Raw genomic sequence first — 20001 nt, 5'->3', positions numbered from 1 at the left:
CGGGAAATCCGGCACTTTCCCCGGAAAGTTCAGCCGGGTAGCCGGACCCGCGGGACGGGCCGGTTTGGGAGGATCTCCCCATGGCAACACGACCCGCTTCCGACACCCAGGTCCTGGCCGGCCGCCCCTTTCCGCTCGGCGCTCACCCGGAAGCCGGAGGGGTGCGGTTCGCCGTCACCTCGGCGGTGGCCGACGCAGTGGAGGTCTGCCTCCTCGGTGACGACGGCACCGAGCGCCGCATCGAGCTGACCGAGCGGACGTTCGGTGTGTGGCACGGGCTGGTCCCGGGCGTCACGCCGGGGCAGCGCTACGGCTACCGCGTGCACGGCCCGTACGACCCGGGACGAGGGCTGCGCTGCAACCCGGCGAAGCTGCTCGTGGACCCATACGCGCACCGGATCAGCGGCCGGCTGACCGACCTCGCGGCCGCGCAGGGGTTCGTGGGCGACCCGGACCGCGGTCCCGCGTCCACTGTGGACTCACTCGGCAACGTGCCGCTGTCGGTGGTCACCTCGCCCGGCGGGCCGGACACGGGCGTGAGGCCCGAGGTGCCGTTCGAGGAGTCGGTGATCTACGAGCTCCACGTGAAGGGGTTCACCGAGCTGCACCCGTTCATCCCGGAAGCGCTGCGTGGCACCTACCTGGGTCTCGCGCACCCGGTGGCGATCGAGCACCTCACCCGGCTCGGCGTGACCACAGTGGAGCTGCTGCCGGTGCACGCGTTCGCCGACGAACCGTCGCTGGTGAGCGCGGGCCGGCACAACTACTGGGGCTACTCGCCGCTGGGCTACTTCGCCCCGCACCCGGGGTACGCGAGCGAACCCGGCCGCGAGATCGAGGAGTTCCGGACGATGGTGGCGGCGCTGCACGCGGCCAACATCGAGGTGATCGTCGACGTCGTGTTCAACCACACCTGCGAGGGCGGCCCCGACGGGCCCACGCTGTTCCTGCGCGGGCTCGACGCGCCGGCGTACTACCTGCACACCAAGCGCGGGCAGATGGCCGACATCACCGGCTGCGGCAACACCCTCGACTCGGGCTCGCCGACCGTGGTCCGGCTCGTCACCGACTCGCTGCGGTACTGGACGCAGGAGCTCGGCGTGGACGGCTTCCGGTTCGACCTCGCGAGCACGCTGGGCCGCCCGCGCGGCGGCATGTTCGACCGCGACTCCACCATGCTCACGGCCATCACCACCGACCCGGTCCTCTCGCGGTGCAAGCTCATCGCCGAACCCTGGGACGCGACGGGGGAGGGCTACCGCGTCGGCGACTTCGGCGCCCAGTGGGCCGAATGGAACGGCCGCTATCGCGACACCTTGCGCGACTTCTGGCGTGGGGTCACGGGTGTGCGCGACCTCGCGTTCCGGCTCTCGGGTTCGTCGGACCTCTACGACCACAACCTGCGCCGGCCGTGGCAGTCGGTCAACTTCGTGACCGCCCACGACGGCTTCACGTTGCGGGATCTGGTGTCCTACAACGAAAAGCACAACGAGGACAACGGCGAGGACAACCGCGACGGCACCACCGACAACCGCTCGTGGAACCACGGCGTGGAGGGCGAGACCGCCGACCAGTCCATCGTCGCGCTGCGCACCCGCCAGGCGCGCAACCTCTTCGCCACGTTGCTGCTGTCCACCGGCACGCCGATGTTCGTCGCGGGCGACGAGATGTGGCGGACCCAGGGCGGCAACAACAACGCCTACTGCCTCGACGACGAGACGTCGTGGGTCGACTGGACGCCCTCGGCCGCGTCAGAGCCGATGCTCGCCTTCGCCCGGCGCGTGGTGCGCCTGCGCGCGAGCAGCCCCGCGCTGCGCCAGCCGGAGTTCTTCGAAGGCCGCACCACGCCGACCGGCAAACCGGACCTCATCTGGTTCCGGCCCGACGGCGAGGAGTTCGACGAGATCGACTGGTTCGACGAGAGCCGCCGCACGCTGTGCATGTGGATCGACGGGTCCAACTCCCAGGCCCGCAACCGCGAGGGCGAGCTCGTCACCGACCACTCGTGGCTGCTGATCCTGCACGCCGGCGAGGACGATGTGGAGGTGGTGCTGCCCGGACCCGAGTACGGTGCCACCTACAAACCCACGCTCGACACGGGCACGGCCGACGGCAGCCCCGCGTACGTCGGGGTGCTGGAACCGAAGAGCCGCATCGTCGTGGCGGCCCGGTCGTTGCAGCTGCTCCGAGCGCCGCGGGACTTCGTGTCGGGCCCCCAGCCGCTTTAGCGCGGGGACCCGGCGGTCCCCGAGGTGCATCGATCAAGAGGTTTCGCAGAAATCGGTCAAGAGATCACTCTCACCTCGGATCGCCGGAATCCCCCTCGTCATCCGGATCGTTGGATGTTGAAATCCAGCGTGGCTATCCCCGAGGAGAAGTGCATGAGCGACGACGGCACCGGATCCGAGCCCGGTCTGCGTATCGGACTGGTCGCGGAGTCGACGAAAACCGAGACCCGCGTCGCGCTGACGCCGGACACCGTGCGCAAGGCCATCGGCCTGGGTTACCGCGTGCTGGTGGAGTCCGGGGCCGGCGTGCGATCGGGGTTCGACGACGAGGCCTACCTGTCCGCGGGCGCCGAGGTGTCGGCCGATCCGGTGTGGGACGCGGACGTCGTCGTCACCATCAACGCGCCCGACCCGGGCGAAATCGAGAACTTGCGCCCGGGCACGACCCTGGTGTCGATGCTGGCTCCGGCGCTGGAGCCGGACCGGCTGGCGGCGCTGGCCGCCCGCGGCGTCACGGCGCTCGCGATGGACGCGGTTCCGCGGATTTCGCGGGCGCAGTCTCTGGACGTGCTCAGCTCGATGGCGAACATCGCCGGCTACCGCGCCGTGATCGAGGCCGCGCACGTGTTCGGCCGGTTTTTCACGGGCCAGGTCACCGCGGCCGGGAAGGTGCCGCCGGCGAAGGTGCTGGTGGCGGGAGCCGGGGTCGCCGGGCTCGCGGCGATCGCCGCGGCCAACAGCCTGGGTGCCGTGGTCCGCGCGACCGACCCGCGGCCGGAGGTGGCCGACCAGGTCCGTTCGCTCGGTGGCGAGTACCTCGCCGTCGAGGTCGAGCAGGAGGCCAGTACCGACGGGTATGCGAAGGCGACCTCGGAGGCCTACGACCGGCGGGCGGCGGAGATCTACTCCGAGCAGGCCGCGGACGTGGACATCGTCATCACGACCGCGCTCATCCCTGGCCGGCCCGCGCCGAAGCTGCTCACGGCCGAGCAGGTCGCGTCGATGAAGCCGGGCAGCGTCGTCGTCGACATGGCCGCCGCGCAGGGCGGCAACGTCGCCGGCACCGAGGCCGGCGAGGTCGTGACGACCGACAACGGGGTCACGCTCATCGGCTACACGGACCTGCCGGGACGGCTGCCCACGCAGGCCTCACAGCTCTACGGCACCAACGTGGTCAACCTGCTGAAGCTGCTCACGCCCGAGAAGGACGGCCGGCTCGCCCTCGACTTCGAGGACGTGGTGCAGCGCGGGCTGACCGTGGTCCGCGACGGTGAGGTGTTGTGGCCGCCGCCGAAGGTGTCGGTGAGCGCGGCACCGCCGCCCGCACCCGCCCCGCAGGCTGCGGCACAGCCGGAGAAGCCCAAGTCGCCGTGGGCCCGGGCGGTGGTCGCGGTGATCGGCGCGGTGGTCCTGTTCCTGGCGTCGGCGTTCGCCCCGCCGGAGCTGGCCGGGCACCTGACGGTGTTCGTGCTCGCCATCGTGATCGGCTTCTACGTGATCGGCAACGTGCACCACGCGCTGCACACGCCGTTGATGTCGGTGACCAACGCGATCTCGGGGATCATCGTCGTCGGCGCGATCCTGCAGATCTCCGGCGGCGGGATCGCCACCACCATCCTGGCCGCCGCCGCCGTGCTGCTGGCCGCCATCAACGTCGTCGGTGGGTTCATGGTGACCCGCCGGATGCTGTCGATGTTCTCGAGGAGCTGAGTGACCAGTGCACGCTGAAACGTGGAAGTCGGCGGCGTACCTGATCGCCGCCCTGTTGTTCGTGGCCAGCCTCGCGGGGCTCGCCAAGCACGAGACCTCGCGCCGCGGGGTCTGGTTCGGGATCGCCGGCATGGCGATCGCACTGGTCGCGACCGCGGCCACCGCGCTGGGCCTGGCCTCAGGCCTCGGCATCACGCTGCTGCTCATCGCGCTCGTGATCGGCGCGGCGATCGGAGTGTGGCGGGCGCGCGTGGTCGAGATGACCGGCATGCCCGAGCTGATCGCGCTGATGCACAGCTTCGTCGGCCTGGCCGCGGTGCTGGTCGGCTGGAACGGGTTCCTCGAGGTCGAGGGGAACGACGCACAGACGGAGCTCGTGGGGTCGCTGCTGGGCATCCACCACGCCGAGGTCGTGATCGGCGTGTTCATCGGCGCCGTGACGTTCACCGGCTCGATCATCGCCTTCCTCAAACTGTCGGCGCGGATCCCGTCCAAGCCGCTGCAGCTGCCGGGCAAGAACGTGCTCAACCTCGGCGCGCTGGTCGCGTTCGCGGTGCTCACCGTGTTCTTCGTGATCACCCCCGCCACGTGGCTGCTCGTGGTGGTCACGGTGCTCGCGCTGGCGCTGGGCGTCCACTTGGTCGCCTCGATCGGCGGCGGCGACATGCCGGTGGTCGTGTCGATGCTCAACTCGTACTCGGGCTGGGCCGCGGCCGCGTCGGGCTTCCTGCTGGGCAACGACTTGCTGATCATCACCGGCGCGCTCGTCGGCTCTTCCGGTGCCTACCTGTCCTACGTGATGTGCAAGGCGATGAACCGTTCGTTCATCTCCGTCATCGCGGGTGGCTTCGGCGCGCCGGCGACCAGCGGCCCGGCGGAGGTCACGGGCGAGCACCGCGAGATCGACGCCGCCGGGGTGGCCGAGCTGCTGTCGAACGCGAGCTCGGTGGTCATCACGCCGGGTTACGGCATGGCGGTCGCGCAGGCGCAGTCGCCGGTGGCCGAGCTGACGCGGCGGCTGCGCGAGCAGGGTGTGAACGTCCGGTTCGGGGTGCACCCCGTCGCCGGCCGGCTGCCCGGGCACATGAACGTGCTGCTCGCCGAGGCGAAGGTGCCCTACGACATCGTCCTGGAGATGGACGAGATCAACGACGACCTCGCCGACACCGACGTCGTGCTCGTGATCGGGGCCAACGACACGGTGAACCCGTCGGCCGCGGAGGACCCGGGCAGCCCGATCGCCGGCATGCCGGTGCTGCGGGTCTGGGAAGCCGGCAACGTCGTGGTGTTCAAGCGGTCCATGGCACCGGGCTACGCGGGCGTGCAGAACCCGTTGTTCTTCCGCGACAACAGCCAGATGCTCTTCGGCGACGCCAAGGAGCGCGTGCAGGACATCCTCGCCGCGCTCCCGGCCCGCGTCGGGTAGCACCCCGAGCAGTCCCACCCGACACCTGCGCCGCCGGCTCCCGGAGCCGGCGGCGCGGTCGTGTGCGGAGCCCATTGTGGACAGTCGGGCGCGAACCACCGCGCGGCGACTCGCGCCTGATTGTGAACGGCGCTCGACTTCCGTGTTACGGGGAAACCGCGAAAACCAGGCGCGGGTGATTGTTCCGGCGTTCGAGTTGCGATCGAACCGAACGTGTGGGAACGGCGAAAACTTCGTCCGGCCGGAGCCGTTTCGCCCGACCGGGTGGCGGGTACAACCGTAAAAGGCCCCGCTGTCAAGGGCTTTGAGGGACTCAGGCACACTGACCGTGCTCGCGTTCGCGGGGGATCAGCGCAGTCAAAAGAGGGGCGTTGCCATGACCGGCCGGCTCGGTATCGACGACGTCAGCCCCACGGTCAGCTGCGGCCGGTACCCGGCCAAAGCCGTTGTGGGGGAACACTTTCCGGTGTCCGCGACGGTGTGGCGTGAAGGTCACGACGCCGTGTCGGCCACCGTCGCGTGGCGCGGTCCTGGCGACCGCGTGTCGCGGCAGACGCGGATGGCCGAGCGCGGCAAGGGACTGGACCTCTTCGCCGCGGTGATCGTGCCCGACACCGAGGGCCTGTGGACCTACCGCGTCGACGCGTGGAGCGACCCGTGGGCCACGTGGGAACACGCCGTGGAGGTCAAGATCGCGGCGGGGCAAGGGCCCGAGGACCTCGCCAACGACCTCGAGAACGGCGCGCGCCTGCTCGAGCGCGTGTCCCGCCGGCCCGAGCGCAGGGCCGAGCGCGCGTTGCTCGCCGGCGCAGCCACCGATCTGCGCGACGCCGGCCGCGACCTCGCCGAGCGCGTGGGCGCCGCGCTTTCGCCCGAAGTGCGTCACTTGATGCACGAATTCCCCGTGCGGGAACTGATCACCAAGGGCAAACCGCTGAAGCTGTGGGTCGACCGCAAGCGCGCGGCCTTCGGTTCCTGGTACGAGGTCTTCCCGCGTTCCACCGGCGGGGTCGACGAGTACGGCAACGCCGTCCACGGCACCTTCGCCACCGCCGCGCGTTCACTCGACCGGGTTGCGGACATGGGCTTCGACGTGGTGTACCTGCCGCCGATCCACCCGATCGGGCGAGTGAACCGCAAGGGCCCCAACAACACGCTCGTCGCCACGCCCGAGGACGTCGGCTCGCCGTGGGCCATCGGCGCCGACGAGGGCGGGCACGACGCGATCCACCCGGACCTCGGCACGTTCGAGGACTTCGACGCCTTCGTCGCCCGCGCCGACGAGCTCGGCATGGAGGTGGCGCTCGACCTCGCGCTGCAGGCCGCGCCCGACCACCCGTGGGTGCTCAAGCACCCGGAGTTCTTCACCACCCGCCCGGACGGCACGATCGCCTACGCCGAGAACCCGCCGAAGAAGTACCAGGACATCTACCCGGTCAACTTCGACAACGACCCGCGCGGCGTCTACGACGAGGTGCTCCGCGTCGTGCTCCACTGGGTGTCGCACGGGGTGCGCATCTTCCGGGTCGACAACCCGCACACCAAGCCGCCGGACTTCTGGGCGTGGCTCATCCAGTCGGTCAAGGACGCGCACCCGGACGTGCTGTTCCTGGCCGAGGCGTTCACGCGCCCGGCGCGGCTGTGGGGCCTGGCGAAGCTCGGCTTCACCCAGAGCTACACCTACTTCACCTGGCGTACGAGCAAGGAGGAGCTGACCGAGTTCGGGACCGACCTGGTCGAACACTGGAACGAGGGCCGCCCCAACCTGTTCGTGAACACCCCGGACATCCTCCACGAGTCGCTGCAGCACGGCGGCCCGGGAATGTTCGCGCTGCGGGCGGCGCTGGCCGCCACGCTGTCGCCGACGTGGGGCGTCTACTCCGGGTACGAGCTCTACGAGCACAAGCCGGTGCGCGAGGGCAGCGAGGAGTACCTCGACTCGGAGAAGTACCAATTGCGTCCGCGCGACTTCGAGCGGGCGCTGGCCGAAGGCCGCTCGCTGGAGCCGTGGATCACGAAGCTCAACACCATCCGCAAGACCCATCCGGCGTTGCAGGGCATGCGGACCCTGCGGTTCCACCACGTCGACAACGGCGCGCTGCTCGCCTACTCCAAACAGGACCCGGCGACCGGCGACACCGTCGTCACAGTGGTGAACCTCGATCCGCACGGTGCGCAGGAAGGCACCCTGTGGCTCGACCTGGAGTCGCTCGGCTTCGACTGGCACGAGCGGCTCATCGCCCACGACGAGGTCACCGGGGAGACCTGGGACTGGGGCCAGGCGAACTTCGTCCGGCTCGAACCGTGGCGTGCGGTCGCGCACGTGGTCGCGGTCCGACGCCGGCTCGCGGCATAGCCGTGCTTCTGGTTCCCGATCCGACCACAGCCACGGCGGGAACGGTTGCCACACGCAGTAACGCTCAGTTGGGTGCCCGCCTACTTTTGGTCGGATCGGGAACGGGGCCCTGAACGATTTTTTGCAGCCACCCTGCACGCACGGCACGCGGCAGGGACGATCGAACGTACCGCCGGAACGCGGGACGAGGTGGAGTTTGATGGACGACGAGAGCCGGCCCGACGCAGCTCTGGGCCTGGACGGTGTTCCGCACACGGGTGAGGCGATGACCGCCGAGGGCCTGCTCGTGGAACCGCAGGCCGACGAGTTCGCACACGCCGAAGCGGCGCCGCGCGACCCGCACTGGTTCAAGGGCGCCGTGTTCTACGAGGTGCTCGTGCGCGCCTTCACCGACTCGAACGGGGACGGCACGGGCGACCTGCGCGGCCTCGCGAGCCGGCTGGACTACCTGGAGTGGCTCGGCGTCGACTGCCTGTGGCTGCCGCCGTTCTACGCTTCGCCGCTGCGCGACGGCGGTTACGACATCAGCGACTTCCGCTCGGTGCTGCCGGAGTTCGGCACCGTCGAGGACTTCGTGTACCTGCTCGGCGAAGCGCACAAGCGCGGCATCCGGGTCATCACCGACCTGGTGCTGAACCACACCTCCGACGCGCACCCGTGGTTCCAGCAGTCGCGTTCGGACCCGGACGGCCCGTACGGCGACTACTACGTGTGGAGCGACGACGACTCGCGCTACGCCGACGCGCGCATCATCTTCGTCGACACCGAGACGTCGAACTGGACCTACGACCCGGTGCGCGGCCAGTTCTACTGGCACCGCTTCTTCAGCCACCAGCCGGATCTCAACTACGAGAACCCGGCCGTGCAGGAAGCGATGATCGACGTGCTGCGGTTCTGGCTCGACCTCGGCATCGACGGGTTCCGGCTCGACGCCGTGCCGTACCTGTTCGAGCAGGAGGGCACCAACTGCGAGAACCTGCCGCGCACGCACGAGTTCCTCAAGCACTGCCGCAAGGTCGTCGACGACGAGTTCCCCGGCCGGATCCTGCTGGCCGAGGCGAACCAGTGGCCCTCGGACGTGGTCGAGTACTTCGGCGACCAGGCGGTCGGTGGCGACGAGTGCCACATGGCGTTCCACTTCCCGCTGATGCCGCGCATCTTCATGGCCGTGCGGCGCGAGTCGCGGTTCCCGATCTCGGAGATCCTGCTGCAGACCCCGCAGATCCCGAGCGGCACGCAGTGGGGCATCTTCCTGCGCAACCACGACGAGCTCACGCTCGAGATGGTGTCGGACGAAGAGCGCGACTACATGTACTCCGAGTACGCCAAGGACCCGCGGATGAAGGCCAACATCGGCATCCGCAGGCGCCTGGCGCCGCTGCTGGACAACGACCGCAACCAGCAGGAGCTGTTCACGGCGATGCTGCTGTCGCTGCCGGGCTCGCCCGTTCTGTACTACGGTGACGAGATCGGTATGGGAGACAACATCTGGCTCGGCGACCGCGACGCGGTCCGCACGCCGATGCAGTGGACCCCGGACCGCAACGCCGGCTTCTCCTCGTGCGACCCCGGCCGCATCTACCTGCCGGTGATCATGGACCCGGTCTACGGCCATCAGGCCGTCAATGTCGAGGCCCAGTCGAACAACGCGTCCTCGCTGCTGAACTGGACACGGCGGATGATCGAGGTGCGCAAGCAGCACCACGCGTTCGCCGAGGGCGACTTCGTGGACCTCGGCGGGTCCAACCCGAGCGTGCTGGCGTACAAGCGCGAGTGGCGTCGCCCCGACGGGTGCATGGACGTGGTGTTGTGCGTGAACAACCTGTCGCGGTTCCCGCAGCCGGTGGAGCTCGACCTGTCCGGTCACCGCGGGTCCGTGCCGGTGGAGCTCACCGGCGGGGTGCGATTCCCGGAGGTCGGTGAACTGCCGTACCTGCTCACGCTGCCCGGTCACGGGTTCTACTGGTTCCAGCTCCTCGAGCGGGAAGCCGAAGGCGAAATGAGGTGAGTGCCTTGACCGACCACGGGCACCTGGTGGAGCAGCTCGTCGCCGAGCTGCCGGCCTGGCTTCCGGCGCAGCGGTGGTTCGCGGGCAAGGACCGGCCGATCACGGCCGTCCGCGCGCTCGCGTCCACCGAGTTGGTCGAAGGCGACCCGCAGCTGCTGCACGTGGTCGTCGAGGTGGTGCAGGGCGAGCGGTCCGAGCCCTACCAGCTGCTGGTCGGGCGCCGCTCGCACCCGCCGGAGATCTCGTCGTCGGCGTGGCTCGGCGCCGATGGCGGCCTCAACTTCTACGAGGCGAGCGGCGACGCGGACCTCACCGCGGTGCTGCTCGACCACATCGTTGCCGGCGACCGCGTCGGCCCACTGGTGTTCGAGCACGAGCCCGGCGCGCAGCTGACCGGCGGGCTGCGCGCGCGGCCCATCACCTCCGAGCAGAGCAACACGTCGCTGGTGTACGGCGGGCAGTACATCCTCAAGCTGTTCCGCAAGCTCAGCCCCGGGACGAACAAGGACCTGCTGCTGCACCGCGCGCTGCAGAAGGCGGGCTGCGAGCACATCGCCGAGGTCGTCGGCTCGATCACCGGCGAGCTCGCCGGTGAGCCGGCGACGATCGCGATGCTGCAGGTGTTCCTGCCCGACGCCGTCGACGGCTGGGCCATGGCCACCACGAGCGTGCGCGACCTGATGGCCGAGCCGGAGCTGCGCCCGGACGAGGTCGGCGGCGACTTCGCCGGCGAAGCCGAGCGCCTCGGCGCGGCGGTGGCGCACGTGCACACCGACCTCGCGGCGGCGCTGGGCGCGCACCCGGTGGACGAGTCCGAGCTCGCCCGCACGGTGGCGGGCATGACCGAGCGGCTCGACCGCGTCGCGCGCGACGTCCCGGAGCTGGCCGAGCACGCACCCGCACTGCACAAGGTGTTCGCCGCGCTGCACGAGCTGCCACCGGGCCGGCCGGAGATCTCGATGCAGTACATCCACGGCGACCTGCACCTGGGCCAGGTGCTGCGCACGGTCGGCGGCTGGCTGCTGCTCGACTTCGAGGGCGAGCCGGCCGCGCCGCTGGAGGAGCGGCACGCGCTGCGCTCGCCGCTGCGCGACGTCGCGGGCATGCTGCGCTCGTTCGACTACGCGGCCCGGCAGCTGCTGGTCGGGCAGCCGGAAGACCCGGCCACGACGGAGCGCGCGCTCGAGTGGGCGCTCCGCAACCGCACGGCTTTTTGCGACGGGTACGCCGGGGCCGCGGGCCCGATCGGCGACCCGCGCGAGCACGGAGAGCTGCTTCGTGCGTTCGAACTCGACAAAGCGGTGTACGAAGTGGCCTACGAGCACGCGAACCGGCCCGACTGGCTGGCCGTGCCCATGGCGGCGATCGCCCGCATCGCCCACGGAGGTGTGTGAAGACGTGAACGCGGTTTCCAGGGATCTGCCCGCGGCGGCTCCGTCCCCGCAGGACATCGACCGGCTGCTGGCCGGCTCGCACCACGACCCGCACTCGGTGCTCGGCGTGCACGCCCAAGGCACGGTGGGCATCGGCAGCACGAGCCCCGGCACCGTCGTGGCGCGCGCCTTGGTGCCGGGGGCGAAGTCCGTCTCCGTGCTGGCGGGAGACCGGCGGTTCCCGCTGGAGCGCGTGGCCGACGCGTTGTTCGCGGCCCCGCTGCCCGAGCACCCGGGCGACTACCGCCTCGAGGTCGACTACGACGGGCACACCGTGGTCACCGACGACCCGTACCGCTGGCTGCCCACCGTCGGCGAGCTCGACCTGCACCTCATCGGCGAAGGCCGGCACGAACGGCTGTGGGACGTCCTCGGCGCTCACGTGCGCGACTACGACACGCCCCACGGCGCGGTCGGAGGCGTGTCGTTCGCGGTGTGGGCGCCGACCGCGCGTGGCGTGCGGGTGATCGGCGACTTCAACGGCTGGGAGGGCCGCGGGCACGCGATGCGCTCGCTCGGCTCGTCGGGCGTGTGGGAGCTGTTCGTGCCCGACGTGCCGGTCGGCTCCTGCTACAAGTTCCGGATCCTCAGCGCCGACGGGCACTGGCACGAGAAGGCCGACCCGATGGCGTTCGCCACCGAGGTGCCGCCCGCGACCGCGTCGAAGGTCACGAAGTCGGCCTACACCTGGGCCGACGACGAGTGGACCGCGCGGCGCGAGGCGACGAACTGGGCCGACGCCCCGATGAGCGTCTACGAGGTCCACCTCGGCTCGTGGCGGCCCGGGCTGAACTACCGCGAGCTGGCCGACCAGCTCGCCGACTACGTGAGCGACACCGGCTTCACCCACGTCGAGTTCCTGCCCGTGGCGGAGCACCCCTTCGGCGGTTCGTGGGGCTACCAGGTCACCTCGTACTACGCGCCGACCTCGCGGTTCGGCTCGCCCGACGACTTCCGCTACCTCGTGGACCACCTGCACCAGCGGGGGATCGGCGTGCTCGTGGACTGGGTGCCCGCACACTTCCCGCGCGACATCTGGGCGCTCGCGCGCTTCGACGGCAGCCCGCTCTACGAGCACGAGGACCCGCGCCGAGGCGAGCAGCCCGACTGGGGCACGCTCGTGTTCAACTTCGGCCGCAACGAGGTGCGCAACTTCCTCGTGGCCAACGCGCTGTACTGGCTGGAGGAGTTCCACCTCGACGGCCTGCGCGTGGACGCCGTCGCGTCGATGCTCTACCTCGACTACTCGCGCAAGGACGGCGAGTGGCTGCCCAACGAGTACGGCGGCCGCGAAAACCTCGACGCCGTGCGGTTCCTGCAGGAGCTGAACGCGACCGTCTACAGGCGACACCCGGGTGTGGTGATGGTGGCCGAGGAGTCCACGGCGTGGCCGGGCGTCACGCGGCCGACGCACCTCGGCGGGCTCGGCTTCGGCTTCAAGTGGAACATGGGCTGGATGCACGACACGCTGCGCTACCTCGGCCACGAGCCGATCCACCGCGCGTACCACCACAACGAGATGACGTTCTCACTCGTCTACGCGTGGAGCGAGAACTTCGTGCTGCCGCTCTCGCACGACGAAGTGGTGCACGGCAAGGGTTCCCTGTGGCAGCGCATGCCGGGCGACGACTGGAACAAGGCGGCGGGCCTGCGTTCGCTGCTGGCCTTCATGTGGGCCCACCCGGGCAAGCAGCTGCTGTTCATGGGCGGCGAGTTCGGGCAGCCGCGGGAGTGGTCGGAGTCGCGCTCGCTCGACTGGCACCTGCTGGAGCAGCCGCTGCACCGCGGGGTGCAGGACCTGCTGCGCCGGCTCAACGACATCTACCGGTCCACGGCCGCGCTCTTCAGCGGTGACGTGCGGCCGGAGGGTTTCCAGTGGATCGACGCCAACGACTCGGCCGGCAACGTTCTGAGCTACCTGCGCATCGGCTCCGACGGCTCGCGGCTGGCGTGCATCGCGAACTTCGCGGGAGTGCCGCACCACGACTACCGCGTGGGCCTGCCCGCCGCCGGGCGCTGGACCGAGCTGCTGAACACCGACGCCGAGGTCTACGGCGGGTCCGGGGTCGGCAACCTGGGCGCGGTCGAGGCGGTCGCCAAGCCGTGGCACGGCCTGCCGGCGTCGGCGGTGCTGCAGCTGCCGCCGAACGGTGTCCTGTGGCTGTTGGAGGAGGCCACGGTTACCGCCTAGTGATGCTGTCGGAAAATTCCTCACGTTAATCCTTGCCGGTGAACAACCGGTCGGGTTAGCTTTGTTGTGATCCACAACAAACCCGGGGTGGCGCCGCCAGGCCGCCCCTCGAGTGACGAGGGATGACGACGATGAAGTCTCTGAAGACGTCTGCCCGGTGGCGGCTGCTGGCGATTCCGGCGGCATTGGCGGTGGCCGGCGCCGTGACGCTCACGGCGACACCGGCCGGCAACGCGGCTCCGGCGAGCCCGGCCGCCGCGTTCACCGACGACTTCGACGGGCCCGCGGGCAGCCCGGCCGACGGCTCGAAGTGGAACTACGAGACCGGCGACAACGTGAACAACCACGAGCGCGAGTGGTACACCTCCGGTGCGGCCAACGCGGCGCTCGACGGTCAGGGTCACCTGGTGATCACGGCGAAGAAGGAGAGTTCGGGCAACAACTGCTGGTACGGCCCGTGCGAGTACACCTCGGCGCGGCTCAACACGTCCGGCAAGTTCTCCACGAGCTCCGGCCACGTCGAGGTCCGCATGAAGCTCCCGCGCGGGCAGGGCATGTGGCCCGCCTTCTGGATGCTCGGCGGCGGCAACTGGCCGACGGACGGCGAGATCGACGTCATGGAGAACATCGGCAAGGAGCCGAACACCGTGCACGGCACGATCCACGGCCCGGGCTACTCCGGCGCCAACGGCATCGGCGCGGCCTACAACGGGCCGAACTTCTCCGACGACTTCCACACCTACGCGGTGGACTGGTCCACGAACAAGATCGTGTGGTCGGTGGACGGCAACGCCTACGAGACGCGCACGCCGGCCGACCTGAACGGCAACAAGTGGGTCTACGACCACCCGTTCTTCCTGATCCTCAATCTCGCCGTGGGCGGCGACTGGCCCGGTGACCCGGACGGTGGCACGCAGTTCCCGCAGCAGCTCGTGGTCGACTACGTGCACGTGACCTGAGCGTCCACTTCGGACGTTTCACCCGGGCGGTTCACGCCACCGGACGCCTCCGCGAATTCGGGCCGCGGCGGCGGGCGGAGATCAGGCGGGCGCGGATCTCCGCGGCTTCGCCCGGCTCGACTTGCGGCGAGCCGGGCGAAGCTCCGGAAACCCGGCCGCCCGGGGTGATCAGACCTGGCCCGGGCCGGGGTTTTCCGTTGCGGCGGCAGGAAACCCCGGCTCGGGCCGGAACCACGTCCGCGGTTCTCTGGACCTAAAGCCAGCCGCGAGCTTTCGCGTTCATGCCGGCCTGGAACCGGGTCGTGGCGTTGAGCTCGGTCATCAGCCGCTGCACCCGCCGCTGCGTGGTGCGGGGGCTCCAGCCGAGGGCGCGGCCGATGCCGGCGTCGGTCTGACCGGCGGCGAGCAAGGTGAGCAGTGTCGTCGTTTCGGGATCGCGATCCGGGGCCGGGTCGGTGAAGGCCTCGCCCATCGGCACGGCGCGGTCCCACTCCGCTTCGAACAGCGTGACGAGCGCGTCGAGCAGGGCCGAGGCGTGGATGATGTAGGCCGCGTCCACGACGTGCGGTGACGAGCTGATCGGGATCACCGCGACCTCCTCGTCCGCCATCACCATCTTGATCGGCAGCTGCGGGCGCACGCGCGAGCGTTCGCCGTGGGTGCCGCTGACGAGGATGTCGTTCTGCAGCCGGCCGGGGAAGGCGATCGCCTCGCGGTCGTAGATCACGCGGAAGACGATGCCGGCCTTGAGCCGCTGCCGTTCCAGGTCGAGGTTCTCCCCGGGCACGCTGACGTACGGCGGCCGGTCGAACCCGCGGATCTGCGTGCGGGCCTCGTCCTGCAGCCGTCGCACGCGGACGTCGATGTTCTCCGCGCCGGTCACGACCTCGACGAGCTCGGCGGGGTGGGTGAACCGGCTGGCTTCGCGGTGCACGGCCATGAGGTCCTCGATGGCCGCGCGGGCGCTGCGCAGCTCGGCCGCGCGTTCGGCCGCGAGCGCACCCAGTGCGATGTCGGGGGCCGCGGCGAGGTAGCGCGGGGGGCGCCCGGGCACCCGGCTCGCCATGCCGCTCGCGGTGAGCCGCGAGAGCGCCCGCGCCACCTGCTGGGCGGAAAGTCCGCATTGTTCCACCAGGTCCACGGCCCGAGTGCGCGGATGGCCGAGCAGTGCCGTGTAGACACGCGCGTCGGTGGCCGGGACGCCGAGCGCGTCGAGGTCCCGCAGCTGCTGGCGGGAACCCGCCACCTGGCGACTATTGGTCATGGTGGCTATCTTGCGCCACCGCTGCCACGGCTGGGAAATTGATCCGATCACTGGCCGACCGCACAGTGTTTCCCCGCCAACGACCCTGTGAACTCCCCGTCCCCCCGACCCGAAAGGGAGCCAGGTGCCCCGCGCCCGAACGATCCCGTTTCGCCGTGTCCTGACCGCTGTCACCGCAGCCGTGACCCTCACCGGTCTCGCCGTCGCACCGGCCACCGCCGCACCCGAGCCCGATCAGCCACCACCGTCGAGACACGTCGCGATGCCCGACGGCGGCGCCATCACCGTCGCCCCCGACGGCACCGCGACCCGCGCCGACGCCCACGGCAAAACGCTCGGCAAGACCGTGCTCGCGCTGCCGCAGGGCACTTCCGCCCTCGGCTCGCTGGCCCCGACCGACGACGCCGTGCGCGCCGCCTTCACCCAGGGCGCCACGCCCGAGCAGCCGAGTGACGTCCTCGTGCAGCTCGCCGCGTCCACCGCCGTGACCGGCGCCCCGCTCGCGGCCGGTCGCCGCGCGGCCAAGACGTCGGACAACGGCGTCAACGCGGCCCTGTCCGCGGTCGGCGCGACCTCCGTCGAACCGGTCTTCCCCGACGCCACCGACGTGCCCGCGCTGGCCACGACCGTGCTCGTGCACCTGGCCGACAGCTTGCACACCGATGCCGCCGTGCAGAAGCTCGCCGCCACGCCCGGTGTGGTGAGCGCGCAGCCCGACCGTCGCGTTTCGGCGATGTCCACCGGCCCCGTGCCCTTGCCCCAGCCGGCAGTCAAAGCGGCGAAACTGCCGCAGGCGCACCAAAAGCCGCCGACCGGCCTGCCCTCGAACTACGGCGTGACGTCGTCGGCGCAGAGCTACCTCAACGCGGGCGGCACCAACGCCCTCGGCGCGTACAGCCTGCTGCACGGGAAGCTCCCGGGCAGCGGCGAGATCATCACCAACGTCTCCCTCGGTGACCTCACCGACCAGGGCATGGCCGACGCGGGCGACACCTACGTCCGCAACTACGGCCCGACCACGGTCGTGCAGGGCGGCCAGCGCTACCTCGACGTGCCGTCGATGCCGCTGATCCCCACCTACACCGCCGACTCCTCGGGCCGGCTCGACCCGCTCGGGTCTGTGGAGAACGAGGATCCCGCGCTCGGCGAGGTGCTGCTCGACTTCGGCGTGATGGCCCCGCTGCCGCACGACGCGCAGCGCGCCGGCGCCCAGGGCGACGGCTTCACCGACCTGCTCGGCATCGCGCCCGGCGCGCAGTACCGGCTGGTGGTGCCGCAGGAGCCGACGCTCGACCAGATCTCCGTGGCGCTGCTGGCCGCCGCGCGCCAGACGCCGCGGCCGGACGTGATCACCGCGAGCCTCGGCGTCGGCACCGACAGCGCGGGCTTCCCTGGCCGCTACCTCGAAGACGACCCGGTGGCGCAGGCCGTGATCTCGACGATCGTGAAGCAGTACCACATCGTCGTCACGATCTCCTCCAACGACGGCACGCGCCTCTACACCCCGGCCGCGGTCGGCCCGGACGGCGGCAGCACGCCCACCGACGTGACCAAGGACGCCCGCGACACCACGGACATCGCGGACGACCAGTTCTCCACCACACCGACGAAGGTGGTCGACAGCGGCGCGATCGCGGTCGGTGGCACCACGCTGGACGACACGCTCGCCGTGCCGCAGCAAGCCGGTGGCGCGGCCGCGCACAACCCGACCTTCGCCACCACCCGCACCGACGGGGCCGGGAACTTCTCCTCGGGCTTCGGCACGCGCGTGGACGTTTCCGCGCCCAGCGACGGCATCCTCGTCGTGGAGCACACGCAGCGCGGCGGCGCGCAGGACGTGACGCCGGTGCTCAACGGCGGCACGTCGGCGTCCGCGCCGATGACCGCGGCCGCGGCGGCGGTGGTGCTGCAGGCGGCGAAGCTGGCCGGCCGGTCACTGAGCCCGGCCGACGTCCGGTCGGTCCTGCAGCACACGGCGCGGCCGGTCGCGTCACCGCCGCAGATGGACCGCCCGGTGACGGTCGGTCCGCAGATCGACGTGACCGCGGCCGTGCAGTCGGTGCTCGGTGATCGTCGTGGTGACCCGGCGATCACGAGGGTTTCCGTAGCGCACCGCGTGACGGTGGGCGGGCTCGGCGGTTCCTTCACCGAGAACGCCGACGGCGGCCGCATCGACCTCGACACCGGTGGCACGGGGGAGGGGCTGGTCGGCCCGGTCACCGTCGGCGCCGACGTGGTGGGTGCTCCGGCGAACGCGACCTACGCGGTGAAGATCCACGGCCACGAGTTCACCTCGGCCGTGCCCGCCGTGCGGCTGAGCCCGAAGGAAATCCTGGCGGCAGCGGGACTTCCCGTAGTGTCCACAGAGGACCGCTCGGTGCCCGTCACCTTCGAGGTCCGCTCGGGGCACCGCGTGGTGGCGTCGGCAGCGCAGACGCTCACCCTCGGCCCGACCGACGGCACCTACGCCGAGGCGCTCGCCCCGGTGGCGCCGGCGACCGTGGCCGTGGGCAAGGACGTGCGGGTGCACTACGACCTCACCGGCGTGCGGAACCTGTCGAACCCGCAGGTGGTCGTGTCCACGCTGGGGCACTGGAACCCGGTCAGCGCGCCGCTGTTCGGCACGGGGTTCGTCGCGCCGATCACCGCGACCTCCGGTGACGTGGTCGTGCCGGCTTCGGCTTTCGCCGGCGGCGCCGGGATCTACGGCATCGGGATCGTGCAGCGTTCGGTGACCGGCACCGCCGGTGACCCGACGTACGGCGAGTTCGCCGCGATCCGCGTCGGTGGCGCGGCGCAGCGGCCCGACGCGCCGATCCTCACGGCGGGAGGGACTTCCGGGCACTTCGCGGAGATCACCCGGGCCGCGCCGGCGTTCTCGCTCGGCTACGACGTGCGCGGCGTGCCGGGTGCGACCGGTGCGGCGGTGGAGGTGTCGGCTCCCGCGCCGACGTTGTACAACTCGCTCAACACCGTGACCAACGCCAACGGCGACCGGCGCGACCAGGGTGGCCCGAGCGCGGGATCCGTTGCTTATCAACAGCTCCCGGCGCGCAACGGCGTCGCGAAGCTGGACGCGGTGAAGCTCGGGCTGGGTGGTTCGGTGGCGTACGACGTGCGCGTGCTCGCCACCGATAGCCACGGCAAGGTGCTCGGCCAGGCGTCGCCGACGTCGTTCCTCGCGGTCGACGACGGCTACGCACCCGGCAACACCGTGGTGACGAGTTTCGCCGCGGCGGCCCAGGGAATGTCGTACGCCGCGCTGCGCACGCCGGGCGGTGGTGAGTCGGTGCAGGAGTACGACGCCGTGAAGGGCACGTACGGGCGGGTTCTCACGTCCGACGCGTCCGGCGACGGCGGCTACCAGGTGCTCGGCGCGGACGCTTCGGCGCACCGGCTGGCGTTGCTGCACTTCACGAACGCCGGGTGGACGCTGGAAACGTACGACACCACGTCGTTGCAGCGGGTGGCTTCCGTGACCGCGGACGGCTACTCGGTGCAGGGCGGCCGGGTGGACGCGACCCGGCACCGCGTGGCGATCCTCGCCAAGCGGACGGCGGACAACACCGACTTCGTCCTGCCGCTGACGCTGGCCGACGGCGCGCTCGGCACGCCGCTGCTCGCGGACCCGCCGGGTGCCGTGGCGGGCGCGTTCAAGATGATCGAGCTCGACCAGGCCACCGGGCTGGTCTACCTCGCCCGCACCGGCGGCGGCCCGATCTGCTTCGGCGGCGGCGCGGCCTCGATGGCGAGCGTCGACCTCGACTCGGGCGCGACGACCTTGTCGGGCGCGGGCAGCATCTGCGCGAACGCGATGGCCTACGACGACGGCGCGAACAAGCTGTACCAGCTGGTGTACCGCTCGGTGAGCCTCAACATCGTCGGCACCACCTCGCTGGGCTCGATCGCGGGCGACACGCTGACGGCGGGGGACTCGTACACCGTGCGCCAGCAGCAGGCGGCGTTCCTCGCCGTGGACGGGGTGCACCACCTCGGCCTCGTCGCGTTCCGCACGCCACCGGTGATCTCGCAGTTCGGCAAGGTGGGCGGCGTGATCACGGACAACAACGCGACGAGCCAGCTTGCGGTGATCGACCTGGCGACCGGCAAGCAGCTGTCGGTGGTGTCCGGGCTGAACTTCGTATCGGGCCCCTTCGGCGGCGAATACAACTCGCTCACCGAACGCTCGGTCCAACTCGACCCGGCGACGCGCACGGGCTGGGTGCCTTCGTACGACGGGAGGCAGCTGCAGCAGTTCCGGTACTGAGGGTTTGGTGATTGCGGTTTGGTGATTGCGGCGGGGCCGGTCCGAAATGGACCGGCCCCGCCGTGGTGCGGGTGGACAGAACGGGTGGCTTCAGGGTCGGCCGGCGGTTGGCCGCGGATCGGTGTGGCCCGGACCCGAAGGCCGCGCGGTTCGTGCTCG

9 protein-coding genes and 1 pseudogene are annotated in these 20001 nt (G+C 70.7%); 9 read left to right on the top strand and 1 reads right to left on the bottom strand.

Annotated elements, in window-relative coordinates; all coding sequences use genetic code 11:
- Positions 1–80 precede the first annotated feature (80 nt).
- The 8 genes and pseudogenes from glgX to K1T34_RS50350 form a co-directional block, all read left to right on the top strand.
- Complete coding sequence (gene glgX / locus K1T34_RS50385) at positions 81–2228, top strand: glycogen debranching protein GlgX (protein ID WP_220241836.1); 2148 nt, start codon at positions 81–83, stop codon at positions 2226–2228.
- A 153-nt stretch (positions 2229–2381) separates the two neighbouring features.
- The gene (locus K1T34_RS50380) at positions 2382–3938 is read left to right on the top strand and encodes a Re/Si-specific NAD(P)(+) transhydrogenase subunit alpha (protein WP_220241835.1); all 1557 of its coding nucleotides are present in this window, start codon (positions 2382–2384) and stop codon (positions 3936–3938) included.
- A 7-nt stretch (positions 3939–3945) separates the two neighbouring features.
- Entirely contained in the window at positions 3946–5364 is a 1419-nt protein-coding gene (pntB, locus tag K1T34_RS50375; RefSeq protein ID WP_220241834.1) for a Re/Si-specific NAD(P)(+) transhydrogenase subunit beta, read from the top strand.
- A 376-nt stretch (positions 5365–5740) separates the two neighbouring features.
- A complete protein-coding gene (locus K1T34_RS50370; protein ID WP_220241833.1) occupies positions 5741–7720 on the top strand; it encodes a maltotransferase domain-containing protein in 1980 nt (659 codons plus the stop codon).
- Between the two features lie 199 nt (positions 7721–7919).
- Positions 7920–9728 (top strand): maltose alpha-D-glucosyltransferase, encoded by a 1809-nt coding sequence (treS, locus tag K1T34_RS50365; RefSeq protein ID WP_220241832.1) that lies wholly within the window; start codon positions 7920–7922, stop codon positions 9726–9728.
- A 5-nt stretch (positions 9729–9733) separates the two neighbouring features.
- A complete protein-coding gene (locus K1T34_RS50360; RefSeq protein WP_220241831.1) occupies positions 9734–11122 on the top strand; it encodes an aminoglycoside phosphotransferase in 1389 nt (462 codons plus the stop codon).
- A gap of 4 nt (positions 11123–11126) precedes the next feature.
- Complete coding sequence (glgB, locus tag K1T34_RS50355; RefSeq protein ID WP_220241830.1) at positions 11127–13352, top strand: 1,4-alpha-glucan branching protein GlgB; 2226 nt, start codon at positions 11127–11129, stop codon at positions 13350–13352.
- 131 nt (positions 13353–13483) lie between these two features.
- Positions 13484–14308: pseudogene (locus tag K1T34_RS50350) on the top strand (family 16 glycosylhydrolase); the annotation flags it as partial.
- A gap of 256 nt (positions 14309–14564) precedes the next feature.
- Here K1T34_RS50350 and K1T34_RS50345 read toward each other — a convergent pair.
- Positions 14565–15575 (bottom strand): helix-turn-helix domain-containing protein, encoded by a 1011-nt coding sequence (locus K1T34_RS50345; protein ID WP_220241828.1) that lies wholly within the window; start codon positions 15573–15575, stop codon positions 14565–14567.
- Between the two features lie 181 nt (positions 15576–15756).
- Between K1T34_RS50345 and K1T34_RS50340 the strand changes: the two genes are divergently transcribed.
- Positions 15757–19842, top strand: coding sequence for a S8 family serine peptidase (locus K1T34_RS50340; protein WP_220241827.1), 4086 nt, complete (start codon positions 15757–15759; stop codon positions 19840–19842).
- Positions 19843–20001: the final 159 nt, after the last annotated feature.

The sequence above is a fragment of the Amycolatopsis sp. DSM 110486 genome (assembly GCF_019468465.1).
Taxonomy (GTDB): domain Bacteria; phylum Actinomycetota; class Actinomycetes; order Mycobacteriales; family Pseudonocardiaceae; genus Amycolatopsis.
This window is presented reverse-complemented; position numbering and strand designations above follow the sequence as displayed.

Bases quoted from the DNA above. Each gene is read 5' to 3' on its own strand.
- glgX (WP_220241836.1), top strand. From the start codon at position 81: ATGGCAACACGACCCGCTTCCGACACCCAGGTCCTGGCCGGCCGCCCC.
- K1T34_RS50380 (WP_220241835.1), top strand. From the start codon at position 2,382: ATGAGCGACGACGGCACCGGATCCGAGCCCGGTCTGCGTATCGGACTG.
- K1T34_RS50370 (WP_220241833.1), top strand. From the start codon at position 5,741: ATGACCGGCCGGCTCGGTATCGACGACGTCAGCCCCACGGTCAGCTGC.
- treS (WP_220241832.1), top strand. From the start codon at position 7,920: ATGGACGACGAGAGCCGGCCCGACGCAGCTCTGGGCCTGGACGGTGTT.
- K1T34_RS50345 (WP_220241828.1), bottom strand. From the start codon at position 15,575: ATGACCAATAGTCGCCAGGTGGCGGGTTCCCGCCAGCAGCTGCGGGAC.